Here is a 20,461-nt window from a genome sequence, read left to right on the forward strand (position 1 = left end):
GCTCGCGCTGGCGCGGTCCAGCCTGCCGCGACGGCAGCCGGACACGGTGTTGTTATCGGGAAACGGTCAGCGGCCCCAGAAGGTCGGCGTGAAGATCACCAGCACGGCCAGGATTTCCAGACGCCCAAGCAGCATGGCGGCCGAGCATATCCATTTCGCGGCATCCGGCAGCGAGGAAAAATTGCCGACCGGGCCGATGATCGGGCCAAGCCCTGGGCCGACATTGGTGAGCGATGTCAGCGAGCCGGTGAGGGCGGTGATGAAGTCGAGGCCGGTGGCGCCGAGCAAAACCGTGGTGATGGCCCAGAGCACCAGGAATGAGGAGATGAACAGTACGACCGCGCGCTGCATGTCGTCCGGCACCGAGCGGTCGCCGTAGCGCACCGGAATGACCGTGTTGGGATAGATCAGCCGCCGCAGGCCGTTGGCCATCAGCTCGAACAGGATGAGGAAACGATAGGCCTTGATGCCGCCGGTGGTCGAGCCCGAGCAGCCGCCGAGGAAGGTGGCGACGAAGACGCAGGTGACCGCGAACGGTCCCCATAGCGTATAGTCCTGGCTGGCAAAGCCTGCCGTCGTGATCAGCGACATGAAGTTGAAGGTGGACTGGGTCAGGGCCTGGAAGAAGGACTCGCCCGTGGTGACGCGCAGATAGATCGCGACCGCCACGGCAAAGACGACGCAGTAGCCGGCATAGACCCTGATCTGCGGATCGCGCAGTGCTTCGAAACGGCCGCGGATGGCAAACAGGATCATGATCGAAAACGGCAGCCCACCGATGAACATGAAGATGGTGCCGATCCAGAGGATGGCCGGATTGTCAGCATAACGCAGGAAGGACGTGTCGTGGGTGGAAAAGCCGCCCGTCGCCACCGTCGACATGGCATGGTTGACGGCGTGAAACCCGTCCATGCCGGCTGCCGCGTAGGAGATGGCGCAGGCAATCACCAGCGCGGTGTAGATGCCGATGAGGCTGAGCGTGAACGTCTGGAACCGTTCGAAGGGCCGGTCCTCGATATCCGAGGATTCGATCTTGAAGTAGGAAATGCCGCCAATATTCAGAAAAGGCAGGAGAAAAAGGCCGAGCGCGATAACGCCCAGGCCGCCCATGAAGCTCAGCAGCGAGCGCCACATCAACAGGCCGGGCGGGGCATGGTCGAGCCCATTGATGACGGTGGAGCCGGTGGTGGTGATGCCCGAAACCGATTCGAAAACCGCGTCGGTGATGCTCATGTCGAGTGATGAGGCGAGAAACGGGACGGTGCCCGCGAGGGCCATGGTCAGCCACAGGAGATTGACCAGGAGGAAGCCGAACCGGCTCGTTACGGGCGGGGCATTGCCATGCGTCGCCAGCGCGACGGCCATGGCCAGTCCGCCCATGAAAAGGGCCGAGAAGGCAAAAACCCGCCAGTCCTTGTTGCCGTAGTAGAGATCGACCGCAGCAGGAATGAGCATGGCGGCTGACAGATAGATGGCAAAGACCGCTGCAACGTGGATCGCGGCGCGAATGGCAACTCTATTCACGGATTGACGGGACCCCAGCTATCGCGACCGCGCCGTCACGAGACGCGAAGGGCAGCGGCAGGGCCGGACAGTGGCTTCATCCGCCCGAATATGCAATAGGCTCGCAAACCGTGCCAACAGGAAACGCCGCCCGGCGCGCGGCGGGGAATTTTGATATGACGAGCTTTGCCGACAAGGTTGCGGCCGCCGCCGCGGCGGTGCGCGAACTGTTTCCCGAGACACCGCTGCAGGAGAACGACTACCTGTCGCGCAAGACCGGCGCGCATATTTTCCTGAAGCGCGAAGACCTGTCGCCGGTGCGCTCCTACAAAATCCGCGGGGCGTTCAATTTCTTCCGCAAGGCGCTTGCGGCAGGCAACGATGCCGAGCTTTTCGTCTGTGCTTCGGCCGGCAACCATGCACAGGGCTTTGCCTTCGTCTGCCGCCATTTCGGCAAAAAGGGCGTGGTCTTCATGCCGGTGACGACGCCGCAGCAGAAGATCGACAAGACGCGGCTGTTTGGCGGCGAATTCGTCGAGATCAAGCTGGTCGGCGACTTTTTCGATGCCTGCTACCGCGCGGCGATCGAGTTCACCGAGGCTGCCGGCGCGCATATGGTGCCGCCCTTCGACCACAAGGACATCATCGAGGGGCAGGCGACCGTTGCCTATGAGATCGCCGGGCAGATGCCGGCGGGACGTAAGGCCGACATGGTGGTGCTGCCGGTCGGCGGTGGCGGGTTGGCAGCCGGCGTCACGCAGTATCTACGCGAAGTGGGGCAGGATCCGCGCTTCGTCTTTTGCGAGCCGGTGGGTGCGCCGAGCCTCAAGAACAGCCTCCTGAGCGGCAAGCGGGTGAAGCTCGAGGCTGTCGACAATTTTGTTGACGGTGCGTCCGTTGCCGAAATCGGCCGTGAGCCGTTCCGGCACCTGAAGGATTTTTCCGAAAGCGCGGTGCGGCTCATCCCCGAAAACCGGCTTTGCGCGACGATGATCGAGATGCTGAACATCGAAGGCGTGGTGCTGGAGCCGGCGGGCGCGCTGGCGATCGATGCGCTCAAGGATTTTCCGCGCAAGGAAATACGCGGCAAGACCATCGTGCTGGTGGTGTCGGGCGGCAATTTCGATTTCGAGCGCCTGCCTGATGTGAAGGAGAGGGCACTTCGCTTCGAGGGCCTGAAGAAATATTTTGTGTTCCGCTTTCCGCAGCGGCCCGGTGCATTGCGCGACTTTCTCGATCTGCTCGGGCCGGACGACGACATCACGCGCTTCGAATACCTCAAGAAGTCGGCGCGGAATTTCGGCTCGGTGCTGATCGGCATCGAAACCAAGGACCGGCGCAACTTCGACGTGCTGTCGAAGCGCTTCCATGAAGCCGGCTGGGCCTATCAGGACATTACCGAGAACGAGACGATCGCCGGGCTGGTGATATGAGCGCGGAGACGGTCTACATCGTGCTGTTTCGCGGTGTCGGTGGTGCGACGCAGCTGCCGACGAAGCCGCTGCGCGAGGCGCTGACCAAGGCCGGTTTCGGCAATGTCGCGACCTATATCAACAGCGGCAACGCCGTCGTCTCGTCAGACCGCAGGCAAGCCGATGTTGCCGCGGAGATCGCTGCGATCGTGAAGCGCGACTTTGGTTTCGAAAAAGACATCATGTTGGTGAGCCTTGCCGGATGGTCGAAGCTTATCCGCGACAACCCGTTTCCCGAAGCCGTGGACGTGCCGACTTCGCTCCATGCCTTTGTTCTCGACAAGGCCCCGGCGAAGGAGGATGTCGAGGCGCTGGCTGCGAGAGGTGCTGCGCATGAGCGCATCGCCGTTGTCGGCAAGGTGCTTTACTTTCACGCGCCGGACGGTTTCGGCAGATCGAAACTGCCGCCCATCGTCGACCGCATGCTGAAAGCCGTCTCGACTGCGCGCAACTGGAACAGCGTCCTGGCGCTGCATAAGCTGGCTGCCGACGCTGCCGGCAAAAAGTAGCGGTTTCTGGCGCCTGATGTCGTCTGATCGATAAAATTTTAGCGGTTGATCCGACCTGAATTTCATCTTTTGCGTTATATAGAAACCTTAGGGAAGGCGATTGGGGTGAGTGGCGTGAAACTAAACTCGCTGATGCCGAAGTTCGAAGCGATGTCTGTTTTCTGGCAGACGACGTGCATGGTCCTGGTGACCATGCTTGCCGCGGACGCGCTTACCGCGTTGTTTTACAGCATCTTTTTTTCGGACCGTTTCCTTCTCGATATCCTGCTTTGCAGCATCATCGTCGCGGTACTCGGATATCCGCTCGGCTTTTTCTTTCTCGGCCAGAATGTGAAACTCCGCAAACTGACGCAAGAGCTCGATCGCGTCGCGCGCTTTGACGATCTTACCGGCCTCTATAACCGCCGGACTTTCTTTCACGAGTGCGAAACGGGCCGGGCCGATCAAGCGGCTGGTGCGTTTCTCTATATCGATGCCGATCATTTCAAGCAGCTGAACGATCGCTTCGGCCACTTGGCCGGTGACGCGGTCCTGTCGAGGCTGGGCGCTGCAATCGCCTCCTGCATCCGCGAAGGCGATGTGGCGGCGAGGCTGGGCGGGGAGGAGTTCGGGATTTTCCTGATCGACGCCGATCTGCCCCTGGCGTTGGTGATTGCCGAGCGCATTCGCCGGAAATCCGCGCATATTCGGGTCGGCGGTGATGAGAATGATTTTAAGGCGACTGTCAGCATCGGCATTGCCGTGCGCGAGCCGGGGCAGCCGCTGGAGGATCTGATGGCGCGGGCCGACGAGAACCTCTACGCCGCCAAGCAGCAAGGGCGCGACAGGGTCGTTTCAAACGCTTCGCAGGTGAATGCGGCCTGAATTTTCGCGCTTTCGCCGGCGTGTTTTTGCGCCGCAACATAAATTCGTTTGCTTTTTCAGCGCAAATCGCCCATATGCGGCGTCATAGGCGCTTGGGCCGGCTATTCGGCTCTCCCCATCGATGGGACTGGTTGCGTCTGTTTTCTTCATCAGGATCGAGTGATCCGCGGAGAAAAAGCCCTGCGGACTTTTTTTCGCGGGCACGACAGCGCAGCCGCGTGGGCAAAAAGAAATGCCCGCCGCCTTGTCGTTTCCATAACAAATTTCGCCGGCAGGTAAGCGCCTTGCCGCGATCATGCTTTGCGGTCGAGTACCGCATGAAAGAAGAATAAATTGACGAACGAAAACAATGCGGAACTGACTGGTTTCGCCAAACTCGGAATTACCGGCGGCCTTCTCAAGGGCACGCATGCTGCGGGCTTCGATATGCCCAAGCCGGTGCAGGAACAGGCCATTCCGGCCCATCTTGCCGGCCGTGACGTGCTGGCTGTCGCCCAGACAGGCTCCGGCAAGACGGCAGCCTTCAGCCTGCCGATCCTGACCAAGATCATTGCGCTTGGCACCAAGCGCCTGCCGAAGACGGCGCGTACGCTGATCCTCGCGCCGACCCGCGAACTCGCCGTGCAGATCGAAGACACCATCCGCGTGCTGACCAAGGGTCTTCATGTGTCGACTGCGCTCGTGCTCGGCGGCGTGTCGCGCTACAGCCAGGTCAAGAAGATGGCGCCCGGCGTCGACGTGCTGATCGCAACCCCGGGCCGCCTTACCGATCTGGTCCGCGAGGGCGAGGTCAACCTGTCCGACACGCGCTGGCTGGTTCTCGACGAGGCCGACCGCATGCTCGACATGGGCTTCATCCATGACGTGAAGCGGATCGCCAAGGCGACCCACAAGGACCGCCAGACGGCGTTGTTCTCCGCCACCATGCCGGCCGAGATCGAATCGCTTGCCCGCGGCATCCTGAAGGACCCGGTGCATATCGAAGTCGCACCGCAGGGTACGACGGCTGCCGAGATCAAGCAGAGCGTGGTTCTTGCCCGCGTCAAGCAGAAGCGGCAGGTTCTGTCGGCAATGCTGGCCGACGAGACGATGCGCTCGGTTATCGTATTCGCCCGCACCAAGCACGGCGCCGACCGCGTTACCCGTGATCTGGAGCGTGATGGCTTCGACGCCGCCGTCATCCACGGCAACAAGTCGCAGAACGCCCGCCAGAAGGCTCTCAACGGCTTTCGCGACGGCTCCGTTCGCATTCTCGTCGCGACCGATATCGCGGCGCGCGGCATCGACGTGCCCGGCATCAGCCATGTCGTGAACTATGAGCTGCCGGATGAGGCGGAAAGCTACGTCCACCGTATCGGCCGCACCGGCCGCAACGGCGCAGACGGCATTGCCATCACGCTGTGCGATCCGGGCGAGAACGCAAAGCTTCGCCAGGTCGAGAAGATCATCCGCATGAAGCTGCCGGTCGCTGCCGATCACCTCGGCCAGCCCGATCCGGCCCCGGCGCCGCGCACGCATGACAGCGCGCCGCGCGAAGCAGCCAATGATCGCAACGCACCGCGCGGCGACAAGCGCCCGCACGGCCAGAAGCCACGCGGCAACGGCGGTTTCGGCAAGAAGACGTTCGGCGGACAGCCTTCAGGCGACAGGCCGGAAGGACAGAGGCCGTTCCGCGCCAAGAAGCGCGGCTTCGGTGGCCGCAAGCCGAATACGCGGGCTGCATAAGCGCACCGCAGTTTGAGAAATTGGAAACGGCCGAAGCAATGCTTCGGCCGTTTCTTTTTATTCGAGGATGGCCCGAACCCACACCACGATGCGCTCGGCGAGAAAGTTGGTCGTCACCGGCGACAAGGCATCGCCGGCGATGACGTGGTTGTCCGGATCGCCGGTGTCGTCGAGTGGCACGAGTTCGTGCGGCGCACCCCAGCGGGCGGCGATCTCGCGGGTCAGATCCTGCCGGGTGATGCGGTCCGAATCCGAAAAGATGAACAAAGCGGGGATTTTTATCTGCTCCACCGGAGCTTCGCGGGCCAGGTTGGTCAGCGCTGCCATCGGCAGCACGGCGCGCGTCGGGTAGCTGGTGGTCCAGAGCTTCTCCTGCAGGGCGTTGCGCGGCTCGAAGCTGCGGGTCTTGCCGGCGATGAGTTCGGCGATCTGCCCGCCCCAGGGCCAGGTGAGGATTTCCGAGCCGGAGGCCCGAACGCCGAAGTTCGGCGAAATCAGCGCCATTGCCGCGACTCCTTCCGAGGCGCCGGCCTGTGTGGCGGCCTGGACGGCCAACGACGCGCCGGTCGAGGTGGCGATCACCACGACCTTGTCGCCGATCGCACGGCCGATGGCCAGTGCCTCGGCATAGTCGTTGATCCAGTCATTGACGGTGGCCGTGCCCATGGCTGCGCCGTCCTGCCCATGGCCCTTCAGGCGCGTATAGAACAGATTGGCGTCGAGCCCGTCGGCGACTTCGTCGGCCAGGGGGCGGAGTTCGCCCTTGGATGCGGAAAAGCCGTGTATGTAGACGATGGAAATCGGCGTCTTGGCGTGGATCATCGGGTCGGCCCAGATGATCTCCTTTTCAAGTCCTTCGCGGATGCCCGGTATCTTGTCCTCGGTGTTTTCCAGGTAGAGTTCCGGATCATCGCCGACGGCGGATGCGTCAAAAGTGATGCGCGTGTCGACCGGCACGCGCGGGCCGAGTGCGAACAAGACCGCCAGAACCACCAGCAGGCAGATGAAGCCGATCATGATGCGGCGTCCCACGAAATCCTCCAGACACGCCAGGGCGCGACGGCTCAAGCCCGCGCCGGGCACTGAGATGTTGCAGACAATGCAACGAATCAATGTCTTTTACGTACAGACTTCGCGAATCGCGGCCAAGAGTCCTGCAGGGCCGGACATGGATTTATCTTGAAGTTCGCTCAGCAGCGTCGTCTGCGGCCGTTCGCCAGCGGGCGTCTTTCCCAACCCGTAACCTTGTGGACGAACCAATACCGCAGCGAGAACGGCAATATCCTCAAAAGTTTGAGCGCAAGTGTGAAACGAAGGGGGAAGCTGGTTTCGAAGCCGCCGAAGCGAATGGCCTTTGCAAGCCGCCGCGAGGCGTCGCCGACCGGCATGAGGGCCGGCATGGCGAAATGGTTTCGCTCGGTAAGCGGCGTATCGACGAAGCCCGGATTGATCACCTGCAGGCGGATGTTCATCTTGTCGAAGTCGTGCTTCAGCGCTTCCGCCAGATTGTTCAGGGCCGCCTTCGACGCACCGTAGGCGCCGGCGGACGGCCAGCCGAAATAGCACGATGCCGAACCGACCATGACGACATGACCGCGGCCGCGCTCGCGCATACGCTCAACCACTGGGACCAACCCATACATCACCCCGTAAAGATTGATCTCGAAGGTTTTGGTGATGTTCAGCACGTCGAGCCGTTCGCCGCGGGTCGGAAAATAGGTGCCTGCGTTGAACACCGAAAGCGCAATCGGGCCGGCTTCGCTCTCGATCGCGGCCACCGTTTTGACCATGGCGTCCTCGTCGGTCACGTCACATGGAAAAGACAGTACACGGCCGGGCATTCCGGCTGTTTCTTCAACCAGCGTTGCAAGCCGCTCTTCGTCGCGGGACGTGGCGGCAACGATGTAGCCCTCCGCGACAAGTTCGAGCGCCAGCGAGCGGCCGATACCAGTGCTGGCGCCTGTTATCCATGCTACGCCATCCCTGGGGGCCGCCCGGTACAATGCTGCCATGTGATGATCCGTTATTCGCAATCAGAAAGCCTACCTAGCGGGCCTGATCTTTATTGGAAAGGGGCGAATGGATAGTTCTGGTTCTAATGAAGATGCCAAAACAATATTATGAAACCAGTGATGAAATGGCCGCAGTCACGCCGTACCAGCAACGCTCCGAATTTTCAGGCGGCCGGCCTGCACAGTCATTCGACACGACCGATAGCAAATAAACCGGATAGGTTTTCGTGCCTCGTCGGCGGTCAATGTTCAAAATGCGTCTAGGCCAGGCAAATTCATCCCTTGAAAGCGCGGCGCGCGGTTTTTAGTGTCGGCGCCGACACATGAGGAATTTTCCATGCACCGTTCGGTGATCGACGCAATCGGCAACACCCCTTTGATCCGGCTGAGGCGCGCCTCGGAAGAAACCGGCTGCGAAATCCTCGGCAAGGCCGAGTTCATGAATCCGGGCCAGTCGGTGAAGGACCGCGCCGGCCTGTTCATCATCCGCGATGCGGAGAAGAAGGGGCTGCTGCGGCCGGGCGGCGTCATCGTCGAAGGCACGGCCGGCAATACCGGCATCGGGCTGACGGTGGTTGCCAAGGCGCTGGGCTATCGCACCGTCATCGTCATTCCCGACACGCAGAGCCAGGAAAAGAAGGACGCGCTGCGCCTTCTCGGCGCGGAGCTGATCGAAGTGCCGGCGGTGCCCTACAAGAACCCGAACAACTACGTGAAGGTCTCGGGACGGCTGGCCGAGCAGATGGCCAAGTCCGATCCGAATGGCGCGATCTGGGCCAACCAGTTCGACAATGTCGCCAACCGCGATGGCCATATTCGCACGACCGCGCAGGAAATCTGGGCGCAGACCGGCGGCAAGGTCGACGGTTTCGTGTCGGCGGTGGGCACCGGCGGCACGCTTGCCGGTGTGGCGATGGGGCTGAAGCAGAACAGCAACGCAGTGAAGATCGCGCTTGCCGACCCGCTGGGTGCCGCGCTCTTCAGCTACTACACCAGCGGCGAGCTGAAGTCCGAGGGCAGCTCGATCACCGAAGGCATCGGGCAGGGGCGCATCACCGCCAATCTGGAAGGCTTTACGCCGGACTTCTCCTATCAGATTCCTGACGAGGAGGCGCTGCCGATCGTTTTCGACCTGATACAGGAAGAGGGCCTGTGCCTCGGCGGCTCGACCGGCATCAACATCGCCGGCGCTATTCGCCTGGCGCGCGATCTCGGGCCTGGCCATACGATCGTGACCATCCTGTGCGACTACGGCACGCGCTATCAGTCCAAGATGTTCAATCCGGAATTCCTGCGTTCGAAGAACCTGCCGATCCCCGAATGGATGGATCGTCCGGTGGAGATTCCTGTGCCCTTCGAGGCCGTGGCGTAAATGGCCTTTACGACAGAAGCGGTTTTTCGCGACGATGCCTATCTCGCGGAAACCAACGCCACCGTCGTTGCCATCAACGAGCGCGGCGGCATCATCCTCGATCGCACGATTTTTTACGCGACCTCAGGCGGACAGCCCGGCGACACCGGCTTCCTGATGCGGCCGGATGGCAGCCGCATTGCCATTGCCGCGACGATTACTGGTGAGACCAAGGACGAGATCATCCATGTTCCGGCGGTCGATCAGCCGGTTCCGGAAGTGGGAGAGCAGCTTGCGCTGTCCATCGACTGGCCGCGCCGGCATCTCCTGATGCGCATGCACACGGCCTGCCACCTGCTAACGGTCGTTTGTCCTTTCCCGATCACCGGGGCTTCGGTGAACGAGGAGGATTCGCGCGTCGATTTCGATCTGCCGGATGTCGGCTACACCAAGGAAGATGTGACTGCGCGGCTGATGGAGCTGGTCGCCGCCGACCATGCCGTTTTCACGCGGCTGATTACAGACGCCGACCTTGCCGCCAATCCGGGACTGGTCAAATCCAAGAATGTCCGGCCGCCTACCGGCACCGGCAAGATCAGGCTTGTCTGCATTGGCGATAATGGGTCGATCGACAGCCAGCCTTGTGGCGGCACCCATGTGAAAAGCACGGGTGAGGTCGGCGAAATCCATATCGGCAAGATCGAGAAGAAGGGGCGGGAAAACCGCCGCTTCCGCATTCGCTTCGGGCCGCTGCCGGCGCAGTGACCCGGGAGATCTGACGCCGTTACGGCCGACTCTGGCGGGTCTCGTAAAAACTCGCTTTTTCGTCCCAGCGCGTGAGCAACTGCTGTGCCGCGCGGGGCACGGATACCGGATCATTGGCTTCGGCCTTCAGCGGTGAAAGGCTCTTTGCCGAGTCGAAAGTCATCACCCAGACGAATTCCACTTCCTCGTCCGCCACGCGGCGCAGAAGCTCCATATTCTGGTAACCGGGCAGTCTCATGCCCTCGATGGCCGGTAACATCAGCGTGTCGAAAAAATGCTCGTAAGCATCCGCCTTGTCCGGGGTCGTGTAGCTGCGCCAAATCCGCCTGATCATATTAAAGTCCCTCGTCATCGTGCTGCACCGCCCCCGGGAAGCAAATGCGAAGTGGTAATTTTGATTGGCCGGCGCAAGATGGAGCGCCGAAAAAAGGCAAAATTGTGCGCGGAATGCGACGTTGCGAACAATCGACCTGTCGGCACTCTTGCTGGCAAAGATTACGTAAGCCTTGCCATTATGGCTTGTCGCGGTTGCGGATTTTTCGCGCCACGCCTATTCAACATGCGGGCGAATGATTGCCACTCGGAGACGAAAGATGCCGGAAAAGAGTCCATTCGTGGTCGATGCCGATTGGCTTCAGGCGAAACTCAAGACGCCGGGCATCTCGGTCGTCGACGCTTCATGGTATCTGCCGGCGCAGAAGCGCGACGCGCGCGCCGAATATGATGCCGCCCATATTCCCGGCGCGGTGTTCTTTGACCTAGACATTGTGGTCGATCCTGATTCGGACCTGCCGCATATGCTGCCGCGCCCGAATCTCTTTGCCCAGCATGTCGGCTCGATGGGCATCTCCGCCGACGATACGATCGTGATCTATGACGGGCCGGGCTTCTTCTCCGCACCGCGCGTCTGGTGGATGTTCCGGGTAATGGGCGTCTTTCAGGTCTATATTCTCGACGGTGGCTTCGACGGCTGGAAAGCTGCCGGGCTCCCGGTGACGTCGGAGCCGACGAAGACGGCGGGCAATGTCTTCCACGCCAATTTCGACGCCGCGCGTGTGGCTTCGCTGGCGGATATGCGGCGTATCGTCGAGAGCGGCGAACGCCAGATCGCCGATGCCCGCCCGGCGGGACGTTTTACCGGGGCCGACCCGGAGCCGAGGGCCGGCATGCGCTCGGGCCATATGCCGGGCGCCAGGAATGTGCCTGCCAGTTCGCTTTCGGAAAACGGGCAATTCCTGCCGCTCGACCGGTTGAAGGAAAAGCTGGAAGGGGCTGGCCTCGATCTTTCGCAGCCTGTCGTCACCTCCTGCGGCTCCGGTGTCACGGCGGCTGTCATCACGCTGGCGCTGGAAAGCCTCGGCCATACCGACAACAAGCTCTACGACGGCTCATGGACCGAATGGGGCGGGCTGAGCGATACGCCGATCGCAACCGGCAAGGATTGACCATGGCGGACGAGACCCAGTCGATACCGGTAACCGTCACCTTTCTCGAAATGGGTGCGCCGCCGGCCTATTACCCTTCGCTGCCGATGAACAAGCAGATCGCGCTCTTGAAGGCGCGTGCCGTACCGCTGCATTTCTATCGCTATCTGATGGACCGGGTCGGGCGGAAATGGCAGTGGGTCAACGCCTTGCGGCTGGATGACGAGGAGCTTTCCGCCGGCCTGCATCGCGAAGACCGCGACGTCCGCATCCTCTATCTCGACGGCGTGCCCGCCGGTTTCTTCGACATTAAGCCGCATCTGCCAGGAGAGGCCGAACTTGCCTATTTCGGCATGATGGAGCACGCCATGGGGCAGGGGCTCGGCCGCTGGTTCCTGGGCGCGGCAATCGAAGCGGCCTGGTCGCACAAGCCCGAACGGGTGACGGTGCAGACCTGCACGATGGATCACCCGGCCGCCCTTCCGCTCTATCAGAAGCTCGGTTTCTCGCCGGTCGGCCAGAAGCAGGAGATGGTGCGCACCATGAGTTTCGCCGAGCGTTCCGCCAGCGTCATGCGGCCCTGACATCCAGATAACCGAAGCTGAACTGCTCGTTCAGGAAGGATTCAGCTTGGGCGCGGCATGTTCGCGCCATCGAAACGGCTTTTCCAGCCGACGCTGAAGGAGACACATATGCTGAACCGCCGCCACTTCGCAGCCGCCATGGTCGCGCTCATTGCCTTTCCGACTTTCGCGACAGCGCAGAGCGCGATGCCTTCGGCCTCGCAGATCGAGCGCAGGCTGGATGCCGCGCCGTCCAGAAAGCTGCGCCGCGACCAGCGCGTAACGGTGCGTGAGTTCAAGAACCGTCCCGAACTTCGCCGCATGGCGCCGTCCATCGATATCCAGTCGATCAACTTCGCCTTCGGTTCGGCCGAGATCCCCCATTCGCAATACGGCAAGTTGGAAAACATCGCGACAGCGCTGGAGCGCCTGCTGCGGCGTCGGCCGGGCACGAAGGTGCTGATCGAGGGGCACACCGATGCGGTCGGTTCCTACGAATCGAACCAGATACTGTCCGAGCGCCGTGCAGCTTCGATGAAGCGGACGCTGGTGCGCGAGTTCGGCATTCCGGCCCGTGCGCTGGAGACTGTCGGCTATGGCGAGGAATTCCTGCTCGTGCAGACGCAGGACGAAAACTGGCAGAACCGCCGCGTGACGCTCCGGCGCATAGACGATTTTCTGCGCTGATCGATAGCGTTGTACTGGCAATCCCGGGCCGCCGATCATGGATTTGTGATCGGCGGTTTGGCGTTTCGAGCAGGGCTTTCACAATCAGGAATCGGGTGGCTGGCAGGGGGAAGGGCACGGCATGGTGCAGGCATGATCGTCTTCAGGAGTTGATGCCATGCTGCTGCGTTATGTTGCCCTTCCCACCGACCGCGTTCGCGACCTTCAGACCGGAGCTGTCGACGATTACGGGTTCGCGCCCGAGCGCCACATTTCCGATGGCGACGGTATGCCCTGCCGCCATTGCCTGCGGAATATCGAGGCGGGCAAGGAGTATCTGATCCTTGCCTATCGGCCATTTCCGGCTCTTCAACCCTATGCCGAGACCGGGCCTATCTTCCTGCACGCCGAGGAATGCGAGCGCGCGCCGGAAACCGACACGATCCCGTCGATGTTCAGGGCGACGCCGGACTACATTCTGCGCGGTTACGGCGAAGACGATCGCATCGTCTATGGCAGTGGGGCGGTGGTGCCGACGCATATGATCTGCGGGCGCGCTTATGAATTGCTGCAGCGGCCCGAGATCGCCTATGTCCACATGCGCTCTGCCCGCAACAATTGCTATCAATGCCGCATCGAGCGCGCCCACACGGACATGTGAGGGGCCGTGCAACTTTCAGTCGCAACGTCGTGATTTGCCGCAAGACCGTTGCGCACCCATGTCAATCATGCCGGAAAACACCCGGATCTCCGGCATAATTGAGGAAACAGCCCAAGCTTCGTAAGCATGATGGGATGGGAGGAGACGTATCGTCTTCGTCCAGGGCTTTGTCGCGTGGACTCCGCTGGGCAAGCGGCGGAACCGATGTCTTGCGATGAGGAGAAGTGAGATGAAAAAGTTGCTCTTTGCGTTTGCCGCAGTTCTTTTTGTTTCGGGTTCAGCACTGGCCGATGAATACCCGGTCGCTGTCGGCTCCGACTCAGCGCCAAAAACCGTCATCATGCAACGGAAACACGAGGTCATGGATCGCAACTACACGGCGATGGACCCCGGCTATGAGGTGAGGCAGAACGAGCGCGGTGGAGATGCGGCCCCTGAGTCCAGGGTGCTCGCGGCCGGCCCGCTCGATCATACGACAACGGCTGCTATCGAGGCGCCGGAATATGGCCCGCATGTGAATGATCGCTACGGCGATGCACAGCCGTCGATGAGATAAGCGGCAACAATATGAGCCTTGGGCGGCGGACGGTGTCCGTCGCCCCTTCAGCCGATCGGATCGCCGTGCGGCGGTGAAGGATCGAGCAGGCCAACACGGATCTGTGAAGGGACGCAACTTTCGGTCGCAGCGTCGTGATTTGCCGTTGCGCGGTCGCGTACCTACGTCAGTCGTGCCGGAAAACACTCCCGGAATTCCGGCGCATAGAAACTGAAATCCTGACCCGAGTACGAAAGCACGATGGGATGGGAAGGTGTTGTGCCTTCGTCCAGCGCTTTTGCGCGCGGGTACCGCTGGCAAGCGGCGGAACCAATGTCTTGCGATGAGGAGAAGTGAGATGAAGAAGTTAGTCTTTGCGTTTGCCGCTGTTCTTCTGGGTTCTGGTGCGGCTTTGGCTGATTCAGCCCCGCCGTCGGTTATCGTCAATCCGAACCATGTCGTTGTGGATCGCAATACCGTCCAACAGCCCACTGGCTATTCAGTAAGCCAGAATACGCGTGACAGCGATGCGGCTCCGAATTCGGCCGTGGTTGCCTCCGGCCCGATTGATCGCAGCAGCACGGCAGCGATCGAGGCACCGGAATATGGCCCGCACAGGAACGATCGCGACGGCGATGCACAGCCGTCGATGAGATAAGCGGCAAATATACAATTTGAACCTTGGGCGACGGGCGATGCCCGCCGCCACTTTTTTGTTTGTGGAACCAGGATTCGAAATCAGGCTGCCAGAACTGCCTTGGGCTCAACCATTTCATAGCCGAGCGCTTCGGCAACGGCGCGATTGGTGATCTTGCCCTTGTGGACATTGAGACCGTTACGCAGATGCGGCTCGTCGATGAGCGCCTTCAGGCCCTTGTCGGCAAGCTGCAGGCCGTAGTGCAGCGTCGCATTGTTAAGCGCATGCGCCGAGGTGACAGGCACGGCACCCGGCATATTGGCGACGCAGTAGTGGATGACACCGTCGACCTCATAGGTGGGGTCGGCGTGGGTGGTGGCATGCGAAGTTTCGAAGCAGCCGCCCTGATCGATGGCGACATCGACGAGCACAGCGCCTTTCTTGATGCCGGACAGCATTTCGCGGGTGACGAGCTTGGGTGCGGCGGCACCGGGGATCAGCACCGCGCCGACGATAACGTCCGCCGAGAAGCATTCCTCCTCGAGCGCTTCCACGGTCGAATAGCGGGTGTGAATGCGGCCGCTGAAGAGGTCATCGAGCTGGCGAAGGCGCGGGATCGAGCGGTCGAGAATGGTAACGTCGGCACCGAGGCCGACCGCCATCCTGGCCGCATGAAGGCCGACGACGCCGCCGCCGATGACCGTGACCTTGCCCGGCAGAACACCCGGCACGCCGCCCAGCAGCACGCCACGGCCGCCATTGGCCTTCTGCAGCGCGGTCGCGCCGGCCTGGATGGCGAGGCGGCCGGCAACTTCCGACATCGGCGCCAGCAACGGCAGGCCGCCACGATCGTCCGTCACCGTCTCGTAGGCGACGGCAGTGACGCCGGACGCCAGAAGGCCCTTGGTCTGTTCCGGATCGGGAGCAAGGTGAAGATAGGTGTAGAGGATCTGGCCGTCGCGCAGCTGCACCCATTCGTTGGGCTGCGGTTCCTTGACCTTGACGATCATGTCCGACTTGGCGAACACGTCGGCGGCCGTCTTGGCGATGGTGGCGCCTGCAGCGCGATAGGCATTGTCATCAGCGCCAATGCCCGCACCGGCGCCCGTCTCGACCAGAACCTCATGGCCATGGGCTGCATATTCGCGAACCGCACCCGGCGTCAGGCCGACGCGATACTCATGATTCTTGATTTCCTTGGGGCATCCGACGCGCATTGTGTTCCTCCACTGTTTCCCGTCGATGGAATTTTTTGTATCCCTCATGAAATCACAGAATCGGCTGCGCTTGTTTGCAAATTGGGTTGCTGTTGCCGCCTGAAACCGCTATTCGTTGCGCAAAATCTCGGTATATTCGAAGGAAATACGAATAATGTCGCTCGACAGGATTGATATCGCCATTCTGGACGCTTTGCAGAAGGATGGGCGCATTCCCAATGCGGCACTTGCCGAGAAGGTCGGCCTGTCGCAGTCGGCCTGTTCGCGCCGGCTCGACAATCTTGAAAAGAGCGGCGTCATCCGGGGCTATCACGCCCGGCTTTCCAACGCAGCGCTCGGCCACCAGATGACCGCGATCGTGCATATCTCGCTGTCGGGCCAGTTCGAGAAGACGCTCTCGGATTTCGAGGCGGCGGTGAAGCGCTGTCCCAACATCCTGTCCTGCCATCTGATGTCGGGCGAATACGACTACATCCTGCGCATTGCCGCCAAGGACCTCGCCGATTACGAGCGCATCCACAAGGAATGGCTGTCGGCCATGCCGCATGTGACCAAGATCAACTCGTCCTTTGCGCTGCGCGAGATCATCGACCGCACCGCGCTCGGCATGAAGCCGGAACTGGCGTGAGACACGCTGCCGCGTTGTTTGTTCGCGGCTCTGCTTCATAATCCGCACATCTTACTCTTTCCAAAGGCGAGCCCAATGGATCCTGTCCCCAGCCCACATCACGTCGTCGTCGTCGGTGCTGGGTTCGGCGGCCTGGAGGCCACGCGCAACCTGACCGGTGTGCCGGTGCGCATCACGATCATCGACCGGCGCAACCATCATCTGTTCCAGCCGCTTCTGTATCAGGTTGCCACCACATCGCTGGCGACGTCAGAGATCGCGTGGCCGATACGCCAATTGCTGCGCAACCGCGAGGATGTGACCACGCTTCTCGGCACGGTTGCCGGCGTCGACAAGGCCGGCAAGCGGGTGCTGATGGAGGACGGCGAAGCTATTCCCTACGACACGCTGGTGCTGGCGACCGGTGCGCGGCACGCCTATTTCGGCCATGACGAATGGGAGCCTTATGCGCCCGGCCTGAAGACGCTGGAGGATGCGACGACCATCCGCCGGCGCATATTGATGGCCTTCGAGAAGGCCGAGCGGGAAACCGATCCCGAACGCCGCCGTGCGCGTTTGACTTTCGTGATCATCGGCGGCGGTCCGACCGGTGTGGAACTGGCCGGCACGATCGCCGAACTGGCGCATGACACGCTGCCGCGCGAGTTTCGCAACATCGACACACGCGAAGCCCGCGTGGTGCTGATCGAGGCCGGCGAGCGCGTGCTTTCGGCTTTCGTGCCGGCGCAATCGGCCTATGCGAAGAGCGCGCTCGAAAAGCTTGGTGTCGAAGTCGAGCTTGGCCGGGCGGTTTCTGAATGCAATGCACAGGGCGTGGTCTATGGCGGGCAGCATCTGCCGGCAAAGACTATCATCTGGGCGGCTGGCGTCGCTGCATCTCCGGCCGCCGAATGGCTGGGCGCCTCGGCCGACCGGGCAGGGCGTGTAATGGTGGAGCCTGATCTCACGGTTGCCGGGCACCCCGAGATATTCGTGATTGGCGATACGGCACATGTCACGACGCCTGAAGGCAAGCCCGTTCCCGGTGTCGCGCCCGCCGCAAAGCAGCAGGGCTGGCATGTAGCGGCAACGATCAAGGCCCGGTTGAAGGGTGACAATTCGGCGCGGCCGTTTCGCTACAAGAACGACGGCAATCTCGCCACCATCGGCAAGCGCGCTGCGGTGATCGACTTCGGCTGGATCAAGCTCAACGGGCGCATTGCATGGTGGCTCTGGGGCCTTGCGCACATCTATTTCCTGATCGGCCTTCGCAACAGGCTCTCCGTCGCGCTGAGCTGGCTGTGGATCTATACGACAGGCCAGCGCAGCGCCCGGCTGATCACGCAGGGCTCGGCGCAGGCGCCTGCAAAACCGAAATGATCGCTGATTAGCCGACAAATTGTCATCGGCGCGTCACCTGTTCCTGCTGGACTTGGTAAAAATTCGGCGCGAAACTCATCGTTTCGACGTCGATTTTTTTCGAGATCAATCTCCAGGAGAAAACCATGTCCGAGTTGCTTCATCCCTTGTCGCGGCGGTCTTTTTTAGCAGGTGCCGCGGCAACCGGGGCCTTCGTCATGCTGCATCCGTTTTCGGCACGAGCGCAGGCCAATCAGGCGCATCTCAGGATCATGGAAACGACCGACATCCATGTGAACGTGCTGCCCTACGACTATTATGCCGACAAGCCGAACGACACGATGGGTCTTTCCCGCACCGCTTCGCTGATCGATGCAGTGCGCAAGGAAGCGACCAATTCGATGCTGATCGACAATGGCGATCTCCTGCAGGGCAACCCGATGGGCGACTATGTCGCCTATGAGAAGGGCCTGAAGGAAGGCGATGTGCATCCCGTCATGAAGGGCATGAACCTGCTCGGCTACGAATGCTCGACGCTCGGCAACCATGAATTCAATTACGGCCTGTCCTTCATGGACAAGGTGCTGGCCGGGGCCAATTTCCCGTTCGTCTGCGCCAACCTGGTCAAGGGCACCGAGCTTGCCTCCAACCCGCGCGACGACAAGCTCTACCTCAAGCCCTATGTGATCCTCGACAAGAAGGTGAAGGACGGCGCGGGCGCAGAGCATCCAATCAAGATCGGCATCATCGGCTTCGTGCCGCCGCAGATCATGATCTGGGACGCCAAGAACCTGACCGGCAACGTGCTGACGCGCGACATCGTGGAAGCGGCAAAAGCCTGGGTGCCGCAGATGAAGGAGGAGGGCGCCGACATCGTCATTGCGCTCTCGCATTCCGGCATCGACAACAAGCAGGGCGACCTGATGGAGAACGCCTCGTTCTTCCTCGCCGGCGTGGACGGCATCGATGCCGTCTTCACAGGGCACCAGCACCTCGTCTTCCCCGGCCCGAAGGACTTTCAGGGGCTGGAAGGCGTCGATACGGCAAAGGGCACGCTGCAGGGCAAGCCGGCCGTCATGGGCGGCTTCTGGGGCTCGCATATGGGCCTTATCGACCTGATGCTGGAGGCGGACGGCGGCAAATGGAAGGTGGTCTCGGCGACATCCGAGGCGCGGCCGATCTATGAGCGCGTCGAGAACAAGAACAAGGCGACGGTCGAGGACGACAAGCGCATCGTCGATGCGCTCAAGGAGGATCACGAGGCAACGCTCGCCTATGTGCGCCGTCCGGTCGGCAAGACATCCGCGCCGCTCTATTCCTATTTCGCGCTGGTCGCTGACGATCCGTCCGTACAGATCGTCAGCCAGGCGCAGACCTGGTACATCAAGGACCTGCTGAAGGACACGCAGTACAAGGACTTGCCGGTGCTTTCGGCGGCAGCGCCCTTCAAGTCAGGCGGCCGCGGCGGGCCGGATTATTATACCGACGTGCCGACCGGCGACATCGCGATCAAGAACGTCGCCGACCTCTATCTCTACCCGAACACAGTGCGGGCGGTAGAGATCACCGGCGCGCAGGTGAAGGACTGGCTGGAAATGTCGGCCGGCATCTTCAATCAGGTCGAGAAGGGCAAGGCCGACCAGCCGCTGATCAACACCGACTTCCCGTCCTACAATTTCGATGTGATCGACGGCGTCAGTTACAAGATCGACCTGTCGCAGCCGCCGAAATACGATCCGAAGGGTGCCGTCATCAACGCCGGCTCCAACCGCATCGTCGATCTGATGTTCGACGGAAAACCCATTGATCCGGCTGCGAAATTCGTCGTCGCGACGAACAACTACCGCGCCGGCGGCGGCGGCAATTTCCCGGAGATCAACGCGTCCAAGATCATCTATGAGGCGCCGGACACCAACCGCGACGTGATCGTGCGCTACATCATCGACCAGAAGACGATCAACCCGTCGGCCGACGACAACTGGAGCTTTGCGCCACTGGAAGGAACGTCGGTTCTGTTCGAAACCGGCCCGAAGGCAAAGGATCTGATCGCCAATGTGAAGGGCGTCAAGATCGAGGCGGCCGGCGAAGGTGCGGAAGGTTTTGGGAAATACCGCATCACGCTCTGAGGTCACCGGAATAAACAAAAAGGGCGGCAGACCAGGTCTGCCGCCCTTTGCGTTCAACTCAGTCCCGCAGGGACCGCTCGATCAGTACATCGAGTTCGCACCGTCACCGTAACGGTTGTTCTTGAGGCCGTTGGTGGTTGCGCCGATGGCGGCCGTGCCCGAGTAGTCGAGGCTCTTGGGCTGGCTGACAACAACCGAATTCGGAGCGGCATCGCCGTAGCGGTCGTTCTTGACGCCGGTGCTGGTGGCGCCGATGGCGGCCGTGCCGGAGTAATCGATGGTCCTCGGAGCGCTGACGACGACCGAGGAAGGAGCGGCATCGCCGTAACGGTCATTCGCGAGGGATGCGCCGGTGGTCAAAAGAACGGCGGCGAGGGAAAGGATGATCTTTCTCATTTTTAGTCTCCATTTTTCTTGGCCGAATTTTCTTCGGCAGAATTTTTGAAGATACAAATCGTCAAGAGA

General features: G+C 61.3%; 21 protein-coding genes. 15 read left to right on the forward strand and 6 right to left on the reverse strand.

Annotated elements, in window-relative coordinates; all coding sequences use genetic code 11:
• Positions 1 to 66 precede the first annotated feature (66 nt).
• The gene (locus DZG07_RS12980; RefSeq protein ID WP_091913456.1) at positions 67 to 1,524 is read right to left on the reverse strand and encodes a TrkH family potassium uptake protein; all 1,458 of its coding nucleotides are present in this window, start codon (positions 1,522 to 1,524) and stop codon (positions 67 to 69) included.
• Between the two features lie 155 nt (positions 1,525 to 1,679).
• Between DZG07_RS12980 and ilvA the strand changes: the two genes are divergently transcribed.
• From ilvA to DZG07_RS13000, 4 genes are all read left to right on the forward strand, one after another.
• Positions 1,680 to 2,936: a threonine ammonia-lyase IlvA gene (ilvA, locus tag DZG07_RS12985; RefSeq protein WP_119817667.1), complete on the forward strand. Its 1,257-nt coding sequence runs from the start codon at positions 1,680 to 1,682 to the stop codon at positions 2,934 to 2,936.
• A complete protein-coding gene (locus tag DZG07_RS12990) occupies positions 2,933 to 3,484 on the forward strand; it encodes a DUF1697 domain-containing protein (RefSeq protein ID WP_119817669.1) in 552 nt (183 codons plus the stop codon). Before ilvA ends, DZG07_RS12990 begins: the two co-directional genes overlap by 4 nt.
• A 45-nt stretch (positions 3,485 to 3,529) precedes the next feature.
• On the forward strand, positions 3,530 to 4,348 hold the full coding sequence (locus tag DZG07_RS12995; protein ID WP_197716852.1) for a GGDEF domain-containing protein: 819 nt from the start codon (positions 3,530 to 3,532) through the stop codon (positions 4,346 to 4,348).
• Positions 4,349 to 4,681: 333 nt separating this feature from the next.
• The gene (locus DZG07_RS13000; protein WP_119817672.1) at positions 4,682 to 6,073 is read left to right on the forward strand and encodes a DEAD/DEAH box helicase; all 1,392 of its coding nucleotides are present in this window, start codon (positions 4,682 to 4,684) and stop codon (positions 6,071 to 6,073) included.
• A gap of 57 nt (positions 6,074 to 6,130) precedes the next feature.
• On the opposite strand, the gene DZG07_RS13005 is transcribed toward DZG07_RS13000, so the two are convergent.
• Entirely contained in the window at positions 6,131 to 7,105 is a 975-nt protein-coding gene (locus DZG07_RS13005) for an alpha/beta fold hydrolase (RefSeq protein ID WP_119817675.1), read from the reverse strand.
• Positions 7,106 to 7,263: 158 nt separating this feature from the next.
• Positions 7,264 to 8,085 carry an SDR family NAD(P)-dependent oxidoreductase gene (locus DZG07_RS13010; RefSeq protein ID WP_119817677.1) on the reverse strand — a complete coding sequence of 274 codons (822 nt, stop codon included), beginning with the start codon at positions 8,083 to 8,085 and terminating at the stop codon, positions 7,264 to 7,266.
• Between the two features lie 337 nt (positions 8,086 to 8,422).
• Here DZG07_RS13010 and DZG07_RS13015 point away from each other — a divergent pair, with 337 nt between their 5' ends.
• A complete protein-coding gene (locus DZG07_RS13015) occupies positions 8,423 to 9,457 on the forward strand; it encodes a cysteine synthase A (RefSeq protein ID WP_091913468.1) in 1,035 nt (344 codons plus the stop codon).
• Positions 9,458 to 10,201, forward strand: coding sequence for an alanyl-tRNA editing protein (locus DZG07_RS13020; RefSeq protein ID WP_119817680.1), 744 nt, complete (start codon positions 9,458 to 9,460; stop codon positions 10,199 to 10,201).
• Between the two features lie 19 nt (positions 10,202 to 10,220).
• Here DZG07_RS13020 and DZG07_RS13025 read toward each other — a convergent pair whose 3' ends face one another.
• Positions 10,221 to 10,535, reverse strand: a complete 315-nt coding sequence (locus tag DZG07_RS13025; protein WP_091913471.1) for a hypothetical protein — start codon at positions 10,533 to 10,535, stop codon at positions 10,221 to 10,223.
• Between the two features lie 259 nt (positions 10,536 to 10,794).
• On the opposite strand from DZG07_RS13025, the gene sseA reads away from it, so the two are divergent.
• The 6 genes from sseA (at position 10,795) to DZG07_RS13055 (ending at position 14,708) form a co-directional block, all read left to right on the forward strand.
• Positions 10,795 to 11,646, forward strand: coding sequence for a 3-mercaptopyruvate sulfurtransferase (sseA, locus tag DZG07_RS13030; RefSeq protein WP_119817683.1), 852 nt, complete (start codon positions 10,795 to 10,797; stop codon positions 11,644 to 11,646).
• A gap of 2 nt (positions 11,647 to 11,648) precedes the next feature.
• Positions 11,649 to 12,209 (forward strand): GNAT family N-acetyltransferase, encoded by a 561-nt coding sequence (locus tag DZG07_RS13035; RefSeq protein WP_091913475.1) that lies wholly within the window; start codon positions 11,649 to 11,651, stop codon positions 12,207 to 12,209.
• A gap of 108 nt (positions 12,210 to 12,317) precedes the next feature.
• Positions 12,318 to 12,875 (forward strand): OmpA family protein, encoded by a 558-nt coding sequence (locus DZG07_RS13040; protein ID WP_091913721.1) that lies wholly within the window; start codon positions 12,318 to 12,320, stop codon positions 12,873 to 12,875.
• A gap of 157 nt (positions 12,876 to 13,032) precedes the next feature.
• Positions 13,033 to 13,515 carry a DUF1203 domain-containing protein gene (locus DZG07_RS13045; protein WP_119817686.1) on the forward strand — a complete coding sequence of 161 codons (483 nt, stop codon included), beginning with the start codon at positions 13,033 to 13,035 and terminating at the stop codon, positions 13,513 to 13,515.
• Positions 13,516 to 13,744: 229 nt separating this feature from the next.
• A complete protein-coding gene (locus DZG07_RS13050) occupies positions 13,745 to 14,071 on the forward strand; it encodes a hypothetical protein (RefSeq protein ID WP_119817688.1) in 327 nt (108 codons plus the stop codon).
• 337 nt (positions 14,072 to 14,408) lie between these two features.
• Positions 14,409 to 14,708, forward strand: a complete 300-nt coding sequence (locus DZG07_RS13055; protein WP_091913481.1) for a hypothetical protein — start codon at positions 14,409 to 14,411, stop codon at positions 14,706 to 14,708.
• 80 nt (positions 14,709 to 14,788) lie between these two features.
• Here the strand turns inward: DZG07_RS13055 and ald are convergent, their stop codons facing one another.
• Complete coding sequence (gene ald, locus DZG07_RS13060) at positions 14,789 to 15,904, reverse strand: alanine dehydrogenase (RefSeq protein ID WP_091913482.1); 1,116 nt, start codon at positions 15,902 to 15,904, stop codon at positions 14,789 to 14,791.
• 154 nt (positions 15,905 to 16,058) lie between these two features.
• Here ald and DZG07_RS13065 point away from each other — a divergent pair, with 154 nt between their 5' ends.
• The 3 genes from DZG07_RS13065 (at position 16,059) to DZG07_RS13075 (ending at position 19,996) form a co-directional block, all read left to right on the forward strand.
• Positions 16,059 to 16,532 carry an Lrp/AsnC family transcriptional regulator gene (locus DZG07_RS13065; RefSeq protein WP_091913484.1) on the forward strand — a complete coding sequence of 158 codons (474 nt, stop codon included), beginning with the start codon at positions 16,059 to 16,061 and terminating at the stop codon, positions 16,530 to 16,532.
• A gap of 75 nt (positions 16,533 to 16,607) precedes the next feature.
• Complete coding sequence (locus tag DZG07_RS13070) at positions 16,608 to 17,891, forward strand: NAD(P)/FAD-dependent oxidoreductase (protein ID WP_119817691.1); 1,284 nt, start codon at positions 16,608 to 16,610, stop codon at positions 17,889 to 17,891.
• Positions 17,892 to 18,016: 125 nt separating this feature from the next.
• On the forward strand, positions 18,017 to 19,996 hold the full coding sequence (locus DZG07_RS13075; protein WP_119817694.1) for a bifunctional 2',3'-cyclic-nucleotide 2'-phosphodiesterase/3'-nucleotidase: 1,980 nt from the start codon (positions 18,017 to 18,019) through the stop codon (positions 19,994 to 19,996).
• Between the two features lie 81 nt (positions 19,997 to 20,077).
• On the opposite strand, the gene DZG07_RS13080 is transcribed toward DZG07_RS13075, so the two are convergent.
• On the reverse strand, positions 20,078 to 20,392 hold the full coding sequence (locus tag DZG07_RS13080) for a hypothetical protein (protein ID WP_091913488.1): 315 nt from the start codon (positions 20,390 to 20,392) through the stop codon (positions 20,078 to 20,080).
• Positions 20,393 to 20,461: the final 69 nt, after the last annotated feature.

Origin of the sequence: Mesorhizobium sp. DCY119 (genome assembly GCF_003590645.1) — a bacterium.
Lineage (GTDB): Bacteria > Pseudomonadota > Alphaproteobacteria > Rhizobiales > Rhizobiaceae > Mesorhizobium_M.